The organism is Pandoraea apista (genome assembly GCF_001465595.2).
Taxonomy (GTDB): Bacteria; Pseudomonadota; Gammaproteobacteria; order Burkholderiales; family Burkholderiaceae; genus Pandoraea; species Pandoraea apista.
The window spans coordinates 1779906-1797864 of the sequence record NZ_CP013481.2 but is presented as its reverse complement, the minus strand read 5'-3'; the positions used below and the strand labels follow the sequence as shown (position 1 = coordinate 1797864).

The window sequence follows — 17959 nt, the reverse complement described above, 5'->3', positions numbered from 1 at the left end:
GGACACGGGGTGCCGCGATGCCGTCTGGGCAAGGTCGCCGTGACGGATTGCGATGTCCGTGCCCGCCCCGAATCAGTGCATACCCGTCGCATGAACCCACAAACGTACCCAATGCACCTTGGGGAAATTCCGAAAAATCGCAGTTACAAATAGCGCGAATGCTTGTGTCACGGGGCGGCCAGCATGAACCTCCCAATAGCGCACGCCGGAACCACTAGATTTTAAGCGCGCCATCGACTGTGCCAATTGAATGCCGGTGACGTACGTACGAAATGCAGACCATCTACCCACCGCAGGGGAAAACAGGTTCGTATTGCGTACGGAGTTGCGCCAACCTAAGCGCGTGAGCTGCCCGCTAGCAGCCATTGCGCGTCATTTCCAGAGGAGTCATGCCATGGCGTTCAACAATGTAGGGCCGCTGACATTCCTAAATCCCAACCAGTCTGCCTATTGGTGGTATGTCCGCGATGGCGGTGAAGACTTCGGCACGCAATTTGCAAGCGCCGATGTCAAAACACCGAATTCCGGCGGCGTCCATCGCGCGGACAACCAGCGCAAGGAGAAGGACAACAACGGTCACACCACGTACTACGTCACGATCACGAATCTTGGGCCGGGCGGTGCCTGGCATAACCTGCAAGGTGGGGGTGTGGTATGAAAATGGTCGTCATCGTCAACAAGCAAGGGGAACTTGTCGCCGCCCAACAAGGTGATGGCAGCATGCGCGGGCAAGTGGCCGGAATCGCTGCCGGCCCCGACCAGCAGGCGCATGTCATCGATGTCCCGGATGACGTGGTACAGCTGGCCGATCCCAAGGTCTTCGCTTCACGAATCAGTTCGCTCGTGCCGCGCGTTTGACGTGGCCCACCGCTAACAGCAATGCCTGACCGCTCTCCGAGAATCGGGCTGTTTTTCGGAGAGCGGCTTCAGGTCGCGAGTGGCGCAGACCGCAAATTTCGGTAGCGAATCAATCCTTCTGCTCCAGGAAATTCACGACGGCCAATGCCGTGGCACTCAATTGCTCACGCGACGGGAATACAAGCCAGAGTTGGCGGTACGCCCATTCGTCGGTGAGCGGGCGCACGACCACATCGAGCTTACCTACATACAACTGGCCGACTTGCTCGGGCGCGATGGCAATGCCCAACCCCGCATGTGCCATGCGGCACAGGGCGTCGAGACTCGACACGCGGATCTTGATCCGCAACGACGCCCCCGCCGCGCTCGCCTGCTGACGCAGCAACTGCGTGAGCGCGCTATTGCCCTGGAGCCCCACAAGCGTCTCGCCCACACACGCCGAGAACGGAATCTCGCCCGTGCGCGCCGCCAACGGATGGCCGACCGGCAGAATCACGGCGAGCCGGTCGCGGCGATACGGCACCATCGTAAAAGCTTCGATTCCCTCGACGGCATTGCAGATGCCGACATCCACCGCGCGCTCGCCCACGCGCTGGAGCACTTCGTTACTGTGCTGCTCGTCGAGTTCGACATCCACGGCAGAAAACACACGGCCGAACGCGGCGAGGTCTTCCGGCAGGAACTGGACGATAGCCGACAGATTCGCCGCAATGCGCACGCTGCCTCGCGCCCCTTCGTGGAACTGCGACAGCTCGGCCCCCAGAGACTCGATCGTGCCGAGAATGCGCTCGGCGTAGCGACGCACCGTCTCGCCGACGGGCGTGACGGTAATACCACGCTGATGACGCTGAATAAGGGGAAGGCCGACAATCGCCTCGATGTCGGCAATGCGCCGGCTAATGGCCGACGGCGCGATGAATTCGCGCTCGGCGGCACGCGCCATGCTCCGCTCCTGGCAGACAGCCACGAAAAGGCGCAAAGAGGTGAGGTCTAACTTGCGGAGAAGGTTTTCCATACCCGTACGGCAATACACCGGAAATGCCGGAAACGCCCGGCTGGCGTGGCCCCGCACGGGGCACGTCTTTTGCTGGACAAACAACGAATCGACGCCTATTATACGCATCGCGTACACAGCCCTGCCGACCCGACCATGAGTGCACAGCAGACTTTCCTGCGCGACGCGATGCGTCGCCTGAACATGACCCGCGACAGCTTTGCCGAGCGCATCGGCGTTCGCCGGCGCGCCCTTGACACCTGGCTGCTGCCTGAAGATTCGAGCGAATATCGCACGATGCCGAGCATCGTGGAGAAATTCGTCGGCGAAATCCTCGGTCGCGAAGCGCCGTCCGCAGAATCTACGCAAAGCGCACACAAACCGTTGCGCGAGCGCATGGGGCTCGACGGCAAGCCGCATCTGATCTCGGTCGACCAGTTCTCGCGCGACTCGCTCGAAGAGCTGTTCCATATCGCCGACATCATGCAACCGATCGCGCGCCGCCAGAAGATCTCGCGAGTGCTCGAAGGTGCCGTGCTCGGCAATCTGTTCTTCGAAGCCAGCACCCGGACCCGCGTGAGCTTCGGCGCAGCCTTCTGCCGCCTTGGCGGCTCGGTGTGCGACACCACCGGCTTCACGTTCTCGTCGATGGCCAAGGGCGAATCGATCTACGACACGAGCCGCGTGATGAGCGGCTATGTCGACGCGCTCGTCGTGCGTCACCCGGAAAAGGGGTCGGTCGCGGAATTCGCACGCGCCACGAACATCCCCGTCATCAACGGCGGCGACGGCCCGGGCGAACACCCGAGCCAGGCAATCCTCGATCTGTACACCATCGGCCGCGAGTTCTCGCGTCTGGGCAAGCTCGTCGATGGCGCGCACGTCGCGATGGTCGGCGATCTGCGCTACGGCCGCACGGTGCACTCGCTCATCAAGTTGCTGGCCCTGTATCGCGGTCTGAAGTTCACGCTGATCTCGCCGCCGTCGCTCGAAATGCCGACGTACATTCTCGACCAGATCTCGCAGAACGGTCACGTGATCGTGCAGAGCAACTCGCTCGCCGATCTGGCCGGTGCCGACGTGGTCTACGCGACGCGCATCCAGAAAGAGCGTTTTGCCGACGAGGCGATCGAAGGCTATACGCCCGACTTCCAGATCAACGAAGCACTGATCAATCAGTATTGCGACGCGCGCACGATCATCATGCACCCGCTGCCGCGCGACAGCCGGCCGGGCGCCAACGATCTGTCGACGGATCTGAATCACGACCCGCGACTGGCGATCTTCCGTCAGACGGACAACGGTATTCCCGTGCGCATGGCGATCTTCGCTATTCTGCTGGGCGTAGACAAGCAGGTCCAGCACAGCATGCGCGACGCCACATGGCGCGCACCGTCGCACATCGGTCCGGACGACGCGCTGTTCGACGGCCTCGACTGATCGGCCGTCTCTCGGAAAACACCGAGACCTACCTCAGCCACACCTGAAATTGCGCTGCCCCCAAGGATTTTTCGCGGGGGCAGCGTGCCATTACGAGTAAAATTGCGACCAAATCGAACAGGTACGCTTTTTTTGCTTTTCTGGAGGCCCACATGCGGCGCAAGACCCTTACTCAATATCTCATCGAACAGCAGCGGGAGTTCAACAACATTCCTGCCGAGCTGCGACTGCTGATCGAAGTTGTTGCGCGCGCGTGCAAATCGATCAGTCATGCCGTGTCCAAGGGGGCGCTGGGTGGCGTGCTAGGTAGCGCCGGCAGTGAAAACGTGCAGGGTGAAGTTCAGAAGAAGCTCGACGTGATCTCCAATGAAATCATGCTCGAAGCGAACGAATGGGGCGGCCATCTGGCTGCCATGGCGTCGGAAGAGATGGAAGACGTCTTCCACATTCCGAACCGCTATCCGCAAGGCGAATATCTGTTGATGTTCGACCCGCTCGACGGCTCGTCGAACATCGACGTGAATGTGTCGATCGGCACGATCTTCTCGGTGCTGCGTTGCCCGGACGGCGTAACGGATCCGACCGAGAAGGATTTCCTGCAACCGGGCACGCAACAGGTCGCGGCCGGTTACGCGGTGTACGGCCCGCAAACGGTCCTCGTACTGACGACGGGGCACGGCGTGAATTGCTTCACGCTGGATCGCGAGATGGGTTCGTGGGTACTCACGCAGGAAGGCATGCGCATTCCGGAGGACACCAAGGAGTTCGCGATCAACATGTCGAACGAGCGCCATTGGTATCCGCCGGTGCAGCGCTATGTCAGCGAATTGTTGCAAGGCAAGGAAGGCGTGCGTGGCAAGGACTTCAATATGCGCTGGATCGCCTCGATGGTGGCAGACGTGCATCGCATTCTCACGCGCGGCGGCGTGTTCATGTATCCGGCCGACAAGCGCGATCCGGACAAGCCGGGCAAGCTGCGCATCATGTACGAAGCCAACCCGATGAGCTTCCTGGTGGAGCAAGCGGGCGGCGCGGCAACGAACGGCATGCAGCGCATTCTGGATGTGCAGCCGCAGAAACTGCACGAGCGCGTGGCCGTGTTCCTCGGCTCGAAGAACGAAGTCGAGCGTGTGACCGGCTACCACCACGAAGACAACGCGAAGTAAGGTCACGAAAACGTCGTCGCGACAGCAAATTCCTCGCGACGACGAAAGCGCAGGATTTCTGAAATTTCAATGATTTACGCGTAACTCACGCAGAGACAGCAAAAAATCTTTGAAAAAAGTAGTGACAACCGCAGAAATTCTGCTATTATCTCACTTCTTCGCAGCGCCGGAGTAGCTCAGTCGGTAGAGCAGCTCATTCGTAATGAGAAGGTCGGGGGTTCGATTCCTCTCTCCGGCACCAGCGACTTCTTGAGTCCCTGGTTATGCAAGCAAGACGCAGTACTTAGCAGTCAACAAAAGAGCCGCCCGAATATATCGCGCGGCTTTTTTGTTTTTGTCGTTCCAACATGGCAGACGTCCATCAAGAGACGCCCTGCGAATGACGGGTGCGGCGGCGTGAAGAAGGTACATCAACGATACCTCTCCCCTCCCTCTTCCCGCTCATGCCGCCAGCGTCGGTGACGTCTCCAACGCCTTCGGCAAACGTCATTCCCCCGCCTTGCCGCTCGTCTCATCAACGCCAGCGATCGTGTTGTCGTTCGCCCCGTCCTCATCTTCCGCTGGCTGCGCCATCCAGGCGTGATAACCCGCTACCCCCATCTTGCGCATCAGCGCCTCGTTGCGCTCATAAATCGTTTCGGCCTCCGGAAAAGCCTCCACCGCGCGATCGATACTCGACTCACGTAGCAAATGCAGAATCGGATAGGGCGAGCGGTTGGTGTAGTTCTCGGCGTCGTCCGGCGCCGTGCCTTCGAATTGATAGTCCGGATGAAAGCTCGCAATCTGCAACTCGCCTTCGAGACGCAACTGTTTGAGCAGGCGTTCCGCGAAAAACAGTGCGTCGTTGTACTCGTGAAAATCGAGTAGCGCATACGGCAGGATCAACAGCGTTGTATCCACGGTTTGTGGATCGGCCTCGGCCAGCCACCGCAACTCGCGCTCCAGATCCTGCAATGCGCCTTCGCTATCGCGTGCGGCGCTCACGACATAACGAATCTGATCCTTGACGTGTACCGCCTTCGCGAACGGACAGAGGTTCAGCCCGATCACGGCACGCGTCAGCCAATGGCGCGTTGCCGCGATCACGGCGTCATGCGCCTGGCTCTCTAACGGTTCAGGCGTGGCATCGGGCACTGGGAAGGTTCTCTCCGACATACAAAAACGTGGCAATAGATCGTGAATACCGCATTGTAATTCGCCATCGTCCCGCGTCGACATGCCCGCCGTCGATAACCTCAAGGTCCGAATGCCAAAACTGGCTCGATATATCTGCGTAACCTCGCAGCTTCCCCTTGCACCACACACCTGATGCCAACGCCTATGCTCGGTGTCCTCCCAGAGCCTCAATCCGATGCCTCAGTCCCCTCTCTCCACTACACCCCCAGTGTCGAGCGCCGTCTTTCATGCGCTCCCGGCAACGTCCCCCGAGCCGGGGAACCCTTCGCCCTCGCCCACCCTCGATCCGTCATCGCTATCCGAAATGTCGCTCGACCGCCTGCTTCTGGCCAAGCGAGACAAGCAGTGTTCGTCGAAAGACGCCCGGGACGTACTGATAAGTGTCAACACGACAGCGGGCCGCGAGCTACTCGACAGTTGCCGGGTAGCGAGGGACGGCAACCCAGCGGGTCTCGCCTTTACGATGGCCACCCTGTTCTGTACGCCGCCGCAGGAAAGAACGCTCGCCAGACTGGACGAAGCCGGTATCTTCGTCGATCGGACACGGCGCCGGCACCTGCGCCCCGACGACGCAAATCTCCTCCTGAGCGACGAAGGATTGCAACTTTGGCTCCGGTTCGCCGCTTCACCGTCGGCATATCCCAGTGTCTTTGTCGACTCGATTCTGAACGAGACGTCTGGCCTCCCTCCGGAGGGGAGGCTCGCTTCGGCCCTCAAAGTGCTGGTCCTCTCCGGACGCGACAAGACCAACACCGTCGCAGCGTCTGCGGTCCCCGGCAACTTTCATCTTCCACTGTCACATCTGTGCAGTCAGGTCGCCCCGGAATGGTTGTCTTCGGTATTGGCATTCGGCTCGGACCCCAATCAGCTCACCGCGCACGGTGTCCCACTGGTCGCCACCGCCATGGCAGCGCAAGCCGAACGTCTGCGTCTGGCCGGTCACGATCTGCTGACCCCGCACGCGTCGCTATTTCAACTCGGCAAGATGCTCCGATCGCACGGCACTCGACTCGCGCAGCAAGACCGGACAGGCTCTCCGCCTATCATGCTGCTCGCGCTCAACGGCTATTGCGCAGCGGCTGAAACGTTGCTCTCGATCGGCGCCGACTGCAATGCCACTTTAGGCAACCTCGATGGCAACTGCCTCATGCACTATCTCGCTGCCGCGACACATCGCGGACGGCATGCCCTCTCCGCATTTTTTCTCCTCACGCTGGCCCTGCGTCACGGAGGCGACCTCGACCAACCCAACGTCGATGGCACAACGGCGCGATCGCTCGTCACCGAGAGCCTCTCGCACCGTCTGCGAATCTGCCAAACGATGATAACGTCGGCACGGCAACGAGCGGAACGCTGCGTGCTCGACGCAAAGCACTCCTGCGCACAGAACATCGCCAACGAAGTGCCTGCCATTGTCGCCGCCCTCCTGGCGCAGGCCAATCGACTCAACGCAAGAGGACACAACCCCCTGCTTCCACACGAATCCCTGCTTGAATTGGGTGAGTCGCTCCAACGTAACGGCATGAATCTTGAGCAACGGCATCGTGACGGCACGCCCCCCATTGTGTGGCTGACCCAACGCGGCTACTGCGGCGCAGCGGAAGTCCTGCTCGCCCTTTGTCCGAACATCAACGAACCGGGGCTTGACGGCAGTACGCTGATGCATGCACTTGCCGAGGCAACGCGGGAATCGGAGAGCGCAACGCTCGCCGAGTACATGCTCTCGACCGCATTGCGCTACGGCGGCGACCCCACCGTCGTCGATCAATCCGGGACGACGCCACTGTCGCTATTGCCCGCAGATCGCCGTCCCTTCATACGCGACGGCTTCACGCTGATGTCCACCACCCGCCAACGCGCAAATGAAACCGTCATCCAGCGCCGCCAGGCCATCGTTCAACTGGCAGACACCCCCGTGCGGCATTCCGCCGCATTCACATAATATGCATTTAATTTGCATCTTATAATCACCTCGCCGGCGCCCTGAAGTTGTCGTTGTGATGTGAGCCTTTGGGGCACCGGCAACCGAATGCCGCACCGCGAATTTCCTCATCCCGGGATCACGCGGTGCTCGTGAACCTCACAAGCACGCCCAAAAAGATGCATTTATTTTGCATCTTATGAATTCAGGAGTCTTACCATGCTTTCCGCCGCTTCCCGCCCCTACATCGATGCGAGCGTGCCTGTTCTGCGCGAACACGGTCTTGCGATCACGCGTCACTTCTACGCGAGCATGTTCGACGCGCATCCTGAGTTGCGCAATCTCTTCAATATGGGAAATCAGGCCAGCGGCGCACAGCAACAATCGCTCGCTTCAGCCGTGTTCGCGTACGCCGCGAACATCGACAACGCTGCGGCGCTGCGGCCGGTACTCGAGCGTATCGTGCACAAGCACGTCTCGGTCGGCATCACGCCCTCGCATTATCCGATCGTCGGCCGCCATCTCCTGCGCGCCATCCAGGACGTGCTGGGCGACGCCGCCACGCCTGACCTGATCGCCGCCTGGGACGAAGCGTACTGGCTGCTCGCCGGTGAACTGATTGCAGCGGAAGCCCGTTTGTCCGAACGCACGCACGCGCCGCTGGGGTCGCTGCGCGAACTGGTTGTGGCCGACGTCGACCGCGAAACGGAGCACATCGTCTCGTACTACCTGCGCACGCCCGAGGGCGGATCCCCCGGTGAATTCGCGCCCGGACAATACGTGAGCGTGTCGGTCACGCTGCCCGGCGGTCTGGAACAACGCCGTCAATACAGCTTGTCCGACGCACCCGGCGCACCGCACTGGCGCATTACGGTCAAGCGTGAAGACGCGGCCGATGCCAAGCCCGCCGGTCAGGTTTCGAACTGGCTGCACGCGAACCTGAAGGCCGGCGATCGCATTCTCGTGAGCCCGCCCTACGGTGAGTTCACGACCACGCTCAATGCAACACGCCCGCTCGTGCTGCTTAGCGCAGGTGTCGGCATCACGCCGATGATGTCGATGGTCGCCGCACTGGCCGCCAAGGGGTCGCGCCGCGAGATCCTTTTCGCGCACGCTGCCCGCGACGGCTCGCACTTCGCGTTACGCCGCCATCTGGTCCATGCCACCACGCAGTTGCCGCACCTGCGTGTGGCGACGTTCCTCGAAACGCCGACAGGCGCCGAACGCGTAGGCACTGGCGACACGTTCGCTGGCCGGATGGACATTTCGCGTCTGACACTGCCCGCCGACGCCGATTACCTGTTGTGTGGCCCCTTGCCGTTCATGCAGACCCAATGGCGTGCCCTGCGCGACGCCGGTGTGCCCGCCGAGCGCCTGCACCGTGAAGTCTTCGGCCCGGACGCGCTCGACCACCTGCTTTGATCTGCCGCCCGCGCGGGTAAACGACACGAGGCCCCCAATCGGGGGCCTCGTCGCGTCTCGATGTCGATGCGGCAACAGCGCCGCCGCACGAACGCCTCAGTCGATCAAGGCGCCCGAAGCGTCGTAGAACGGGTGTGCGCCCCCCGCATCGTCCACGAAGGCAAGATGCGAGACGAGGCCCGTCTCCGGCGTGAAACGGTGCAGTTGGAACGACGGCGGATCGAGCACCCATGCCGACGGTCCGCCCTCACGCAAATCCAGCGCCACCTGATGCGCCGGCGACGGACATACGCTCGCGACCGTGCCCGCGAAGCGCGTATGGATGGGCCGGTGTACGTGCCCGCAGATCACTCGCTCGACATTCTCAAACCGACGCACGATGGCCGCGAGCTTCGCGGCATCGCGGACGTCGAGCGCCTGAATGTCCATGTGCTCGATACCGCAGGCAAACGGCGGATGGTGCATGGCAATAACGGTTGGCGTGGCGGTATCGCTTGCAAGCGTCGCCTCGAGCCACTCGAGACGCTCGTCGCACAGCCTGCCGCCCCCGTTGGGCGGGTCCTGCGTATCGAGCGCCACGAGTCGCAGCGGCCCGAACATTGCCGTGTACTGCACGAAGTCGCCGGGCTTGCCGAGATACGTGTGTTCCGGAAACACTTCGCGCAGCGCGTCGCGCCCATCGTGATTGCCCATCACGAGGTAGTACGGAATTTGCAATGGCGCGAGCAAGCGGCGCAGGTGTTCGTATTCCTCGCGGGCGCCGAAGTCGACGAGATCGCCCGTCAGCACCACGAAGTCGGGTCGCGGCACCAGTGAATTCAGGCGCGCCACGCAGCGCTCGAGATAGGCGGCGGTATCCACACGCCGATAGGCCAGCTTGCCGGGCCGTTTGATGTGAAGGTCGCTGATTTGCGCGAACAGCATGAGCGGATTATCCGTGAAGCGAAAAGACATGGGCGGCGGGCAGCGACAGGCCCACCCGATCGCCGACGCGACACTCGCGACGGCTGGAAACTTCGACCAGCACCGGGCCGGCGGCAGACACGCCGCTCAACGTCAGGCGCGTGCGGTCGCCGAGAAACTGCACTTCGTCGACACGGCCGACGATCGGCGCGTCACCGGCGGGTACCACGATGGCATCTTCCGGGCGGAAGTACAGCTCTTGCACGTCGGCACGCACCTCCGGGCAGGCAACGCGACCGCCCTCCAAATGGAAATGGCCGTCGCGCCACACCCCCGCCAGACGATTGAGCGTGCCGACGAAGTTCGCCACATGGCGCGACGCCGGCTGGTAGTAGATATCGCGCGGCGCACCGATCTGCTCGATACGCCCGGCGCTCATCACCACAATGCGGTCGCCCAGCGCCATTGCCTCGTCCTGATCGTGTGTGACATACACCGTCGTCACGCCAAGCCCGCGCAGCAAACGATCCATATCCGCGCGCACCGTCTCGCGCAGCTTCGCGTCGAGCGCGGTGAGCGGCTCGTCGAGCAACAGCACGCGCGGCTCGGGGGCGAGCGCGCGCGCCAAAGCCACGCGCTGTTTCTGCCCGCCCGAGAGTTGCGCGATGGCACGATCGGCGAAAGGCGTGAGATGCACGAGATCAAGCAGTTCGTTCACACGCTTGTCGATCTGTGCCGATGGCAGGCCGCGCAGCTTCAGTCCGTAGGCGACATTGCCCCGCACGGTGAAGTTCGGGAACAGGGCGTAGTTCTGGAACACCATGCCCACGCGACGCTTCTCGATCGGCAGGCGCGTAACGTCTTCGTCGCCGAAGCGCACCCGCCCGCCTGCATCAGGGCGCTCCAGGCCGGCGATCATGCGCAGGGTTGTGGTCTTGCCACAGCCCGACGGGCCGAGCAGCACCAGCGTTTCACCGGCCCCGATCGTCAGATCGAGCGGCTGCAACACGGTGTTGCCGTGAAACGTCTTGGCACAGCGTTCGAGATGAATCGGGATGGAAGTCAGTTTCATCGTCATATCCTTGGCATTCGGTAGGCGTGCAATGCAGCCACTTGATCAGGTACGGCCTTTGGCATTGCGCACCTTCGCCCGCTGCGCTGTCATCTGCATAACGATGAGCAACGGCACGATCAACACGAAAAACACCGCCGTGTACGCGCTGCCGATCTCCAGACGCAGCGACGCGTAGGCGTCCGCCAGCCCCACGGGCAGGGTCTTGGTGTCGGGCGTATGCAGCATCCACGTGAGGTTGAATTCGCCGAGCGAGAGCGTGACCACAATGAGCGCGGCCGCCACGATTTCGCTGCGAATGTTGGGCAGCACTACGGTCGTGAAGCGCCGCAGAAAGCTTGCACCGAGACTCGCCGCGCCCTCTTCCATCAGCTTGATGCGCGAGTCGGCGCACGCGGCCGCAACGGCACGCACCATGAAAGGCAAGGTGAAGATCACATGCCCGACCACGATGAACGCCAGACTCTCGCGAAAGCCGCGCATGCCGCCGTACACGCTGATCAGCGCGAGCGCACTGGCCAGCCCCGGCAGCGCGATAGGCAACGTCAGCAGCTCTTCGATCCAACGGGCAAAGCGGCTCTGCCAGCGCGCGAGCACGTAGCCGGCCGGCACGCCGAGCAGCGTGACTAACACCAGCGTGGCGCCGCCGACATACAGCGAATTCAGAATGGCGTCGTGGTAGTCCTGCCAGACCTGAATCACCCACTTGAAAGTGAGGCCGGCCGACGGACCCCGGAAGTAATTCACCGACAGTCCCGCGAGAATCGACATGCCCACGGGAATCAGCAAAAACGCGCACATCAGCAGTGTGAGCAGCAGTTGCAGCGTGAAAAGGGTTTTCTTGAGCATGCGAATCAACCTCCGGCGGCGACGCCCTGCCCCGTGAAATTGCGGGCGAGCATGAGCACCGCCCACGTCACGATGCCGAGGATCACCGAGAGCGCCGCCGCCGTCGCCACATTGGCGTTGAGCGTGAACTCGGTGTAGATGGTCATCGGCAGCACGTCGATGTCGGTGGCCAGCGTGAAGGCCGTGCCGAACGCCCCCACCGAGGTCGCGAAACACATCGCGCCGGAAGCAATCAACGCGGGCGCCAGCGCGGGCAACGTCACGTCGCGGGCAATGGCGAACGGCCCCGCACCGAGCGACGCGGCCGCTTCCGTGAGTGAATGATCGAGCGATTCCGCAGCCGCCATCACCGCAAGAATCACACGGGGAATCGAGAAGTACAGGTAACCGAGGAACAGGCCCGCGAGCGAATACGCGAACACGAGCTTGTGCCCGATGAGCTTGGTCGACAGGTCGCCGATCAGCCCCTGACGCCCGGCGAGCATGATGACCATGAAACCGACCACCACGCCGGGGAACGCCAGCGGCAGGGTGAGCATCGACACGAGGATCGATTTACCCGGAAAGTCGTGACGGGTGAGGAAGAGGCCCGCCACAAGCGACAACGCCAGGGTGGCAAGGGTGACCAGCGCCGAGAGCACGACGGTCTGCCACAGGCTATCGAGATAACGTGCATTGGTGAGAATGGCGCGATAGGTCTCGAACGCGTGACCGTCGCCGCTCACTTGCACAAGCGCGGCCATCGGCAATAGCCAGAACGCCAGAAAGACCGCCAGCGCCGGTAGCAGAAGTGCCACGCGCCAGCCGCGCGGCAGGGTCAGGTCACGCATCGCTTGCTTTGCTCCTCTTCCTCGTTGGACATTACCGTGCTTAGCGCACGCTCTTCAGATACTGCTGACCGAACGCGTCCTGCTGCGCGGCGAGCTTCTGCAAATCGACCGGCTTCACGCGTGCATAGTCGGTGGCAGGCAGGAACTTGGCGGCCACATCCGCCGGCATCGTGCTGGCTCGCACCGGACGCAGGAAAGCTTGCGCCCAATGCGCCTGGCCCTTGTCGGACAGCGTGTAGTCGATGACCTTCTTGCCGTTCTCGGCGTGGGGGGCATTCTTCACGAGCGCGATCACGTACGGCAGCGACACGGAGCCTTCCATCGGGATCACGAACTGCACGTTGGCCCGGTCTTTGTAGATGGCGCGGTACGCGTTGAAGTCGAAGTCGATCAGGATGGGGATCTCACCCGAGAGCACGCGAGCATATGCCGTCTGCTTCGGTACGATCGGCGCATTGGCCTTGAGCTTCTGGAAGAAGCTGATGGCCGGACCGAAGTTGTCCATCGAACCGCCGAGCGCCTGATTGGCCGCAATCGCAGCGGCGTAGCCGGCGAACGCGCTGCTCGGATCCAGATACCCCACCATGCCACGGTATTCCGGCTTGAGCAGGTCGGCCCACGAACGCGGCACCGGCTTGCCTTCCAGCGCGTCGCGATTCACGAAGAAGCCCACCGTGCCCGAGTGGATCGTGGTCCACATGCCGTTCGGATCCTTCATGCTGGCCGGCACCTGATCCCAGTTGGCTGGCTTGTACGGGGCGAGCAGGCCCTTCTTCGACGCCTCGATGGCCGACGTAATACCAAGGTACACAATGTCGGCCACCGGCGCCTTCTGTTCCGCGATCAATTGCGCGACAGCCTGGCCGGAGTTCTTGTTATCGAGCGGCACGCGAATGCCGGTGTCTTGCGCAATGGCCTTGACCTGACCGGCCCAGTCCGCCCATTCCGGCGGGCAGTTGTAGCAGATGGCAGTCTGCTGGGCATGCGCGGCGCCAGCGCCGAGCAAGGTGAAAAGCGCCAGCGTGCGAGCAGCGCGGGTGATCCAAAGCTTCATTTCTGTGGGCTCCTGAATGTCTGAGCATTGGCGGCACGAAGTGCTACCGGATAAGTGCGGGCCTCGCGGCCTGATGCCTGATGCCTGATTGCCTCGGCCGGCGCTGCACTCTCTTTGTCGGAGCCAGTCGTCAGCCACTTTCCTTGCTACTGCCTTTCCTTCAAATCGGTTCAGCCTGTTCACCAGATTGCGAGACCGCCTCAGCGTGGCTTGTGCGGTGGCGCCGCCACCGTGCCGCCGCGACGAATCTCGTGCGGCAGGATCAGTGCCTGCCCCAGCGATGCATCGGGCGAGCCCGTTGCCGTACCGGTGCGTCCATCAATTTGTGCGAGCAGCCGCTGCGCGGCATGGCGGCCAATCTCCACGCTCGGCTGCACCACCGTGGCAAGCGTGGGCGAGAGCAGTTCGCCCACGGCCAGGCCGTCGAAGCCGAGCACCGATATATCGTCGGGCACGCGCAAGCCGGCCTCGCGCAAGGCACGCATCACGCCGAGCGCCAGCAGATCGTTGGAGCAGAACAGGGCCGTGGGGCGCGCGCCGTCGCGCTCGCGCTGCGCCAGCCATTCGCGCACCCGTTCACCGCGTGCCCCACTGTTGAAATCGATTTCGAAGGCCGGCAACGGCGTCAGGCCGGCGGCTTGCATGGCGTCGCCATAGCCGAGATAGCGTCGCTTGGCGCGGTCGGACGCATGCAGCGCCCCGGTCACCATGACGATGTCGCGATGGCCCGCCTCGATCAGCATGGCCACGCCCTGCGCCGCCGCGGCCCGGTTGTCCACGGACACGCATGGTCGGTGCGGGGCATCGTTATAGACCAACTGACACGCCACGCCCTCGGCCGCGAGATCGTCGATGAGCACGCTGTGCTCGGCGTCGGCCAACGTCAGCAGCAGGCCATCCACTCGCTGTTGCAGCAAGGTTTCGATGGCATTGCGCTCGCGCTCCGGGTCGTACTGCGTGGTCACGAGCAGCAGTCGGCGGCCGGTGCCGTCGATGGCGGCTTCGATCCCCTCCAGACAATCGGCAAACACCGGATTGCCCAGCGTCGGCAGCATCACGCCGATCAGCCCCGTGCGCTCGCCGCGCAACTGGCGGCCCAACGCGTTGGGGCGAAATTTCAGCTCGGCAGCGGCCGCCTGCACCCGGGCAAGCGTCTCGGGACGCACCAACTGCGGCGAATTGAGCGCGCGCGACACCGTCGCAATCGAACACCCCGCGCGCTGCGCCACGTCCCTGATGTCTGCCACGCCTTTCTCCTTGTTATCGTGCCGTCGAAACTTGAAGTTGACGGATTTTACGCAAATGTAAACGTTTACGAAAACGTTTTCACTCCGGGATTCTATGGAGGCAATGTGATGAATTGATGACAGCCGCGACAGGCCGTCAACTCGCTATCCGACGCATCGGCAACGTCAGTGCATGTCGTTGAAACGGTCTGAGGCGCATGCCGGACACCCAGGGCCGGTATGCCGCCTATACTGAAATTCCCCCCATACGCCGGGGCATGACGGCAACCCTTCCCCCTCATTCACTACCGGGATCGGCCATGAACGAATATCACTTCCTCACCTTGTGGCGGCTCACTGCGCCGCTGGACGAAGTCTGGGACACCATTCGCGACGTCGACCATTGGGCTCACTGGTGGCCATGCGTGCGCAATGTACGCACCCTCGAGCCGGGCGATGCCGATGGCGTAGGCGCCGTGCGGGAATTGACCTGGCACGGTGCTCTGCCTTATTCGCTCACCTTCGAGGCGCGCATCACCCACATCGACCCGATGCGCGAAGTGCGCAGCGTGGCCACAGGCGAGGTGCAAGGCACCGGCGTTTGGCGCTTCGACACGGAAGGCTCGATCACCGTCGTGCGCTACGCGTGGGATGTGCACATGAAGCGCAACTGGATGAACAAACTCTCGCCCATTGCCCAGCCGCTGTTCCGCTGGAATCACAATTACGTCATGCGACGTGGCGGCGAGGGCCTTGCGGCGGTACTCAATGCCCATCTGGTCGAGTGTCTCGATACCGACCTGCCGCCGGCGGCCATAGGTGAAGAGCGCAACCCGCGCGACTTGCGCGAAGCTCGTTCGAGAATGAGTCACGACTCGCACCACTGACCTCCCAGCTATTCCATTAAGGAATAGACGATCCGATAGATTTCATTATTTTTTATAGTTCCGGATGCTTAGACTCGAAGGCATCCGGCGGTGGATCTATGGCGTCTCGACAAGCGCTGCCGCCCCGCACAACATTCTGCTCCAGGAGACCTCGTGAGCCTTGCGACTCCGCCGCTGCTGCGGCACTACGTGGACGGCGCCTTCATCGCCACCGGCCGTCAGTTCGATAACGTAAGCCCCGTTGACGGACGGCTCGTCGCCAACGTCTGCGAAGCCGACGCCGCTACGGTCGACCGGGCAGTGAGCGCCGCCCGTCGCGCCTTGCATGAGGGTCCGTGGGGCAAAACCACGCCCGCCGAGCGCGCGGCCGTGCTGCACCGTATCGCCGATGGTATCCAGGCCCGCTTCGACGAGTTCGTGGCGGCCGAAGTCGCCGACACCGGCCGTCCCACCGAACAGGCCCGCACGCTGGACATCGCCCGCGGGATCGCCAACTTCCGCATGTTCGCCGACCTCATCAAGACGGCGGGCAGCGAAATGTACGAAATGCGCGCGGCCGACGGCGGCGACGTGATGAATTACGTCACGCGCAAGCCGCTTGGCGTGATCGGCATCATCTCGCCGTGGAATTTGCCGCTGCTGCTGTTTACGTGGAAGGTCGCCCCCGCGCTGGCGATGGGCAACTGCGTGGTTGCCAAGCCGTCGGAAGAAACGCCGTCTTCAGCCACGCTGCTCGCCGAGGTGATGGACGCCGCCGGCGTGCCGCCCGGTGTCTTCAATCTCGTGCATGGCTTCGGCCCGAACTCGGCAGGCGAATTCCTGACGAAGCATCCCGACGTGGCCGCGATCACCTTCACCGGCGAATCGCGCACGGGCAGCGCCATCATGAAAGCCGTAGCCGACGGCGTGAAGGAGATCTCGTTCGAGCTTGGCGGCAAGAATGCCGCCGTGGTGTTCGCCGATGCCGACTTCGAGAAAGCTGTCGACGGCGTGGTCCGCTCCTCGTTCACCAACGCCGGTCAGGTGTGCCTGTGCTCGGAGCGTGTCTACGTGGAACGGCCAATCTTCGATCGCTTCGTCGCGGCACTGGCCGAACGCGCCGCCGCGCTGCGCATCGATGCCCCCGACGCCCCCGGTGTACAAATGGGCCCGCTCGTATCGCGCAAGCATCGCGAGAAAGTGCTCTCCTACTATCGGCTGGCAGTCGAGGAAGGGGCCACCGTCGTGACCGGCGGTGACGTGCCCGTGTTCGGCGACGCGCGCGACGACGGCGCCTTCGTGCAACCGACGGTCTGGACCGGCTTGCCCGACACGGCGCGCTGCGTTCGCGAAGAAATCTTCGGCCCGGTGTGCCACGTTGCGCCGTTTGACAGCGAAGACGAAGTGATCCGCCGGGTGAACGACAGCGACTATGGTCTTGCCGGCTGTGTGTGGACGACGAACCTCTCTCGCGCGCACCGCGTGGCGCGTCAGTTCCAGACCGGACTCGTGTGGGTAAACACCTGGTTCCTGCGCGACCTGCGCACGCCCTTCGGCGGCGTGAAGCTCTCCGGGCTGGGTCGAGAAGGCGGACGCCACTCGCTCGACTTCTATTCCGAAATCACCAACATCTGCATCAAACTGTGAGGCGACGGTGCGGCGGTATCGATGGGGGTCGAGACTGCCGCACCCGTGCGCCATCCCACAAAAGCACCACGGAGACTGAACACCCATGAGCGCATCGCAAGACACACAGGCCCGTGTCGTTGCCGGCAAGGCCAAACCGCGCGGCAAATTCCCGCACATCAAACGCGCCGGCGACTTCCTGTTCGTCTCGGGCACCAGTTCGCGGCGTCCGGATAACACCTACGCCGGCGCGCAAGTCGATGCGCTGGGCGTGACACAGCTCGACATTCGCGAGCAGACGCGCGCCGTCATCGAGAATATTCGCGACATTCTCGCCAGCGAAGGCGCAACACTGGCCGACGTGGTCGAAGTCGGCTCGTTCCTGGTGAACATGAACGACTTCGGCGGCTACAACGAGGTGTACGGCGAGTACTTCGACGAGAACGGCCCTACGCGCACGACGGTCGCGGTGCATCAGTTGCCGCATCCGCTGTTGCTGATCGAAATCAAGTGCGTGGCCTACGCGCCGCGCTCGCGCTAAATACCGAGACCTCAC

Annotated in this window: 17 protein-coding genes and 1 tRNA gene; 10 read left to right on the top strand and 8 right to left on the bottom strand. The window is 62.7% G+C overall.

Annotated elements, in window-relative coordinates:
• Positions 1–394 precede the first annotated feature (394 nt).
• Both AT395_RS08355 and AT395_RS08350 read left to right on the top strand, forming a co-directional pair.
• Positions 395–658, top strand: coding sequence for a hypothetical protein (locus AT395_RS08355; RefSeq protein WP_042112187.1), 264 nt, complete (start codon positions 395–397; stop codon positions 656–658).
• Positions 655–858, top strand: a complete 204-nt coding sequence (locus AT395_RS08350) for a hypothetical protein (RefSeq protein ID WP_124988651.1) — start codon at positions 655–657, stop codon at positions 856–858. Before AT395_RS08355 ends, AT395_RS08350 begins: the two co-directional genes overlap by 4 nt.
• A gap of 109 nt (positions 859–967) precedes the next feature.
• Here the strand turns inward: AT395_RS08350 and AT395_RS08345 are convergent, their stop codons facing one another.
• Positions 968–1801: a LysR family transcriptional regulator gene (locus AT395_RS08345; protein WP_472462597.1), complete on the bottom strand. Its 834-nt coding sequence runs from the start codon at positions 1799–1801 to the stop codon at positions 968–970.
• A 207-nt stretch (positions 1802–2008) separates the two neighbouring features.
• Here AT395_RS08345 and AT395_RS08340 point away from each other — a divergent pair, with 207 nt between their 5' ends.
• The 3 genes from AT395_RS08340 (at position 2009) to AT395_RS08330 (ending at position 4699) form a co-directional block, all read left to right on the top strand.
• Complete coding sequence (locus AT395_RS08340; protein WP_042117074.1) at positions 2009–3292, top strand: aspartate carbamoyltransferase; 1284 nt, start codon at positions 2009–2011, stop codon at positions 3290–3292.
• Positions 3293–3444: 152 nt separating this feature from the next.
• The gene (locus AT395_RS08335; RefSeq protein ID WP_042112190.1) at positions 3445–4458 is read left to right on the top strand and encodes a class 1 fructose-bisphosphatase; all 1014 of its coding nucleotides are present in this window, start codon (positions 3445–3447) and stop codon (positions 4456–4458) included.
• 165 nt (positions 4459–4623) lie between these two features.
• Positions 4624–4699: transfer RNA gene (locus AT395_RS08330), tRNA-Thr, on the top strand.
• Positions 4700–4944: 245 nt separating this feature from the next.
• Here the strand turns inward: AT395_RS08330 and AT395_RS08325 are convergent.
• Entirely contained in the window at positions 4945–5613 is a 669-nt protein-coding gene (locus AT395_RS08325) for a DUF1415 domain-containing protein (RefSeq protein ID WP_042117075.1), read from the bottom strand.
• Between the two features lie 325 nt (positions 5614–5938).
• On the opposite strand from AT395_RS08325, the gene AT395_RS08320 reads away from it, so the two are divergent.
• Both AT395_RS08320 and AT395_RS08315 read left to right on the top strand, forming a co-directional pair.
• Positions 5939–7576: an ankyrin repeat domain-containing protein gene (locus tag AT395_RS08320; RefSeq protein WP_125347411.1), complete on the top strand. Its 1638-nt coding sequence runs from the start codon at positions 5939–5941 to the stop codon at positions 7574–7576.
• Between the two features lie 198 nt (positions 7577–7774).
• The gene (locus AT395_RS08315; protein ID WP_048627589.1) at positions 7775–8977 is read left to right on the top strand and encodes a globin domain-containing protein; all 1203 of its coding nucleotides are present in this window, start codon (positions 7775–7777) and stop codon (positions 8975–8977) included.
• 96 nt (positions 8978–9073) lie between these two features.
• Here AT395_RS08315 and AT395_RS08310 read toward each other — a convergent pair whose 3' ends face one another.
• The 6 genes from AT395_RS08310 to AT395_RS08285 all read right to left on the bottom strand — a co-directional run bounded on the left by AT395_RS08310 (position 9074) and on the right by AT395_RS08285 (position 14932).
• Positions 9074–9901 (bottom strand): phosphodiesterase, encoded by an 828-nt coding sequence (locus AT395_RS08310; RefSeq protein ID WP_048627590.1) that lies wholly within the window; start codon positions 9899–9901, stop codon positions 9074–9076.
• A 7-nt stretch (positions 9902–9908) separates the two neighbouring features.
• Positions 9909–10952: an ABC transporter ATP-binding protein gene (locus tag AT395_RS08305; RefSeq protein WP_042112194.1), complete on the bottom strand. Its 1044-nt coding sequence runs from the start codon at positions 10950–10952 to the stop codon at positions 9909–9911.
• 45 nt (positions 10953–10997) lie between these two features.
• On the bottom strand, positions 10998–11801 hold the full coding sequence (locus AT395_RS08300) for an ABC transporter permease (RefSeq protein ID WP_053086303.1): 804 nt from the start codon (positions 11799–11801) through the stop codon (positions 10998–11000).
• A gap of 5 nt (positions 11802–11806) precedes the next feature.
• Positions 11807–12631, bottom strand: coding sequence for an ABC transporter permease (locus AT395_RS08295; RefSeq protein ID WP_010805847.1), 825 nt, complete (start codon positions 12629–12631; stop codon positions 11807–11809).
• A gap of 40 nt (positions 12632–12671) precedes the next feature.
• Positions 12672–13685 (bottom strand): extracellular solute-binding protein, encoded by a 1014-nt coding sequence (locus AT395_RS08290; RefSeq protein WP_042112196.1) that lies wholly within the window; start codon positions 13683–13685, stop codon positions 12672–12674.
• 200 nt (positions 13686–13885) lie between these two features.
• A complete protein-coding gene (locus tag AT395_RS08285) occupies positions 13886–14932 on the bottom strand; it encodes a LacI family DNA-binding transcriptional regulator (RefSeq protein ID WP_042112197.1) in 1047 nt (348 codons plus the stop codon).
• Positions 14933–15231: 299 nt separating this feature from the next.
• Between AT395_RS08285 and AT395_RS08280 the strand changes: the two genes are divergently transcribed.
• From AT395_RS08280 to AT395_RS08270, 3 genes are all read left to right on the top strand, one after another.
• Complete coding sequence (locus AT395_RS08280; protein ID WP_042112198.1) at positions 15232–15798, top strand: SRPBCC family protein; 567 nt, start codon at positions 15232–15234, stop codon at positions 15796–15798.
• Between the two features lie 153 nt (positions 15799–15951).
• The gene (locus tag AT395_RS08275) at positions 15952–17424 is read left to right on the top strand and encodes a 2-hydroxymuconic semialdehyde dehydrogenase (protein ID WP_048627592.1); all 1473 of its coding nucleotides are present in this window, start codon (positions 15952–15954) and stop codon (positions 17422–17424) included.
• Between the two features lie 85 nt (positions 17425–17509).
• Complete coding sequence (locus tag AT395_RS08270; protein WP_039368109.1) at positions 17510–17944, top strand: RidA family protein; 435 nt, start codon at positions 17510–17512, stop codon at positions 17942–17944.
• Positions 17945–17959: the final 15 nt, after the last annotated feature.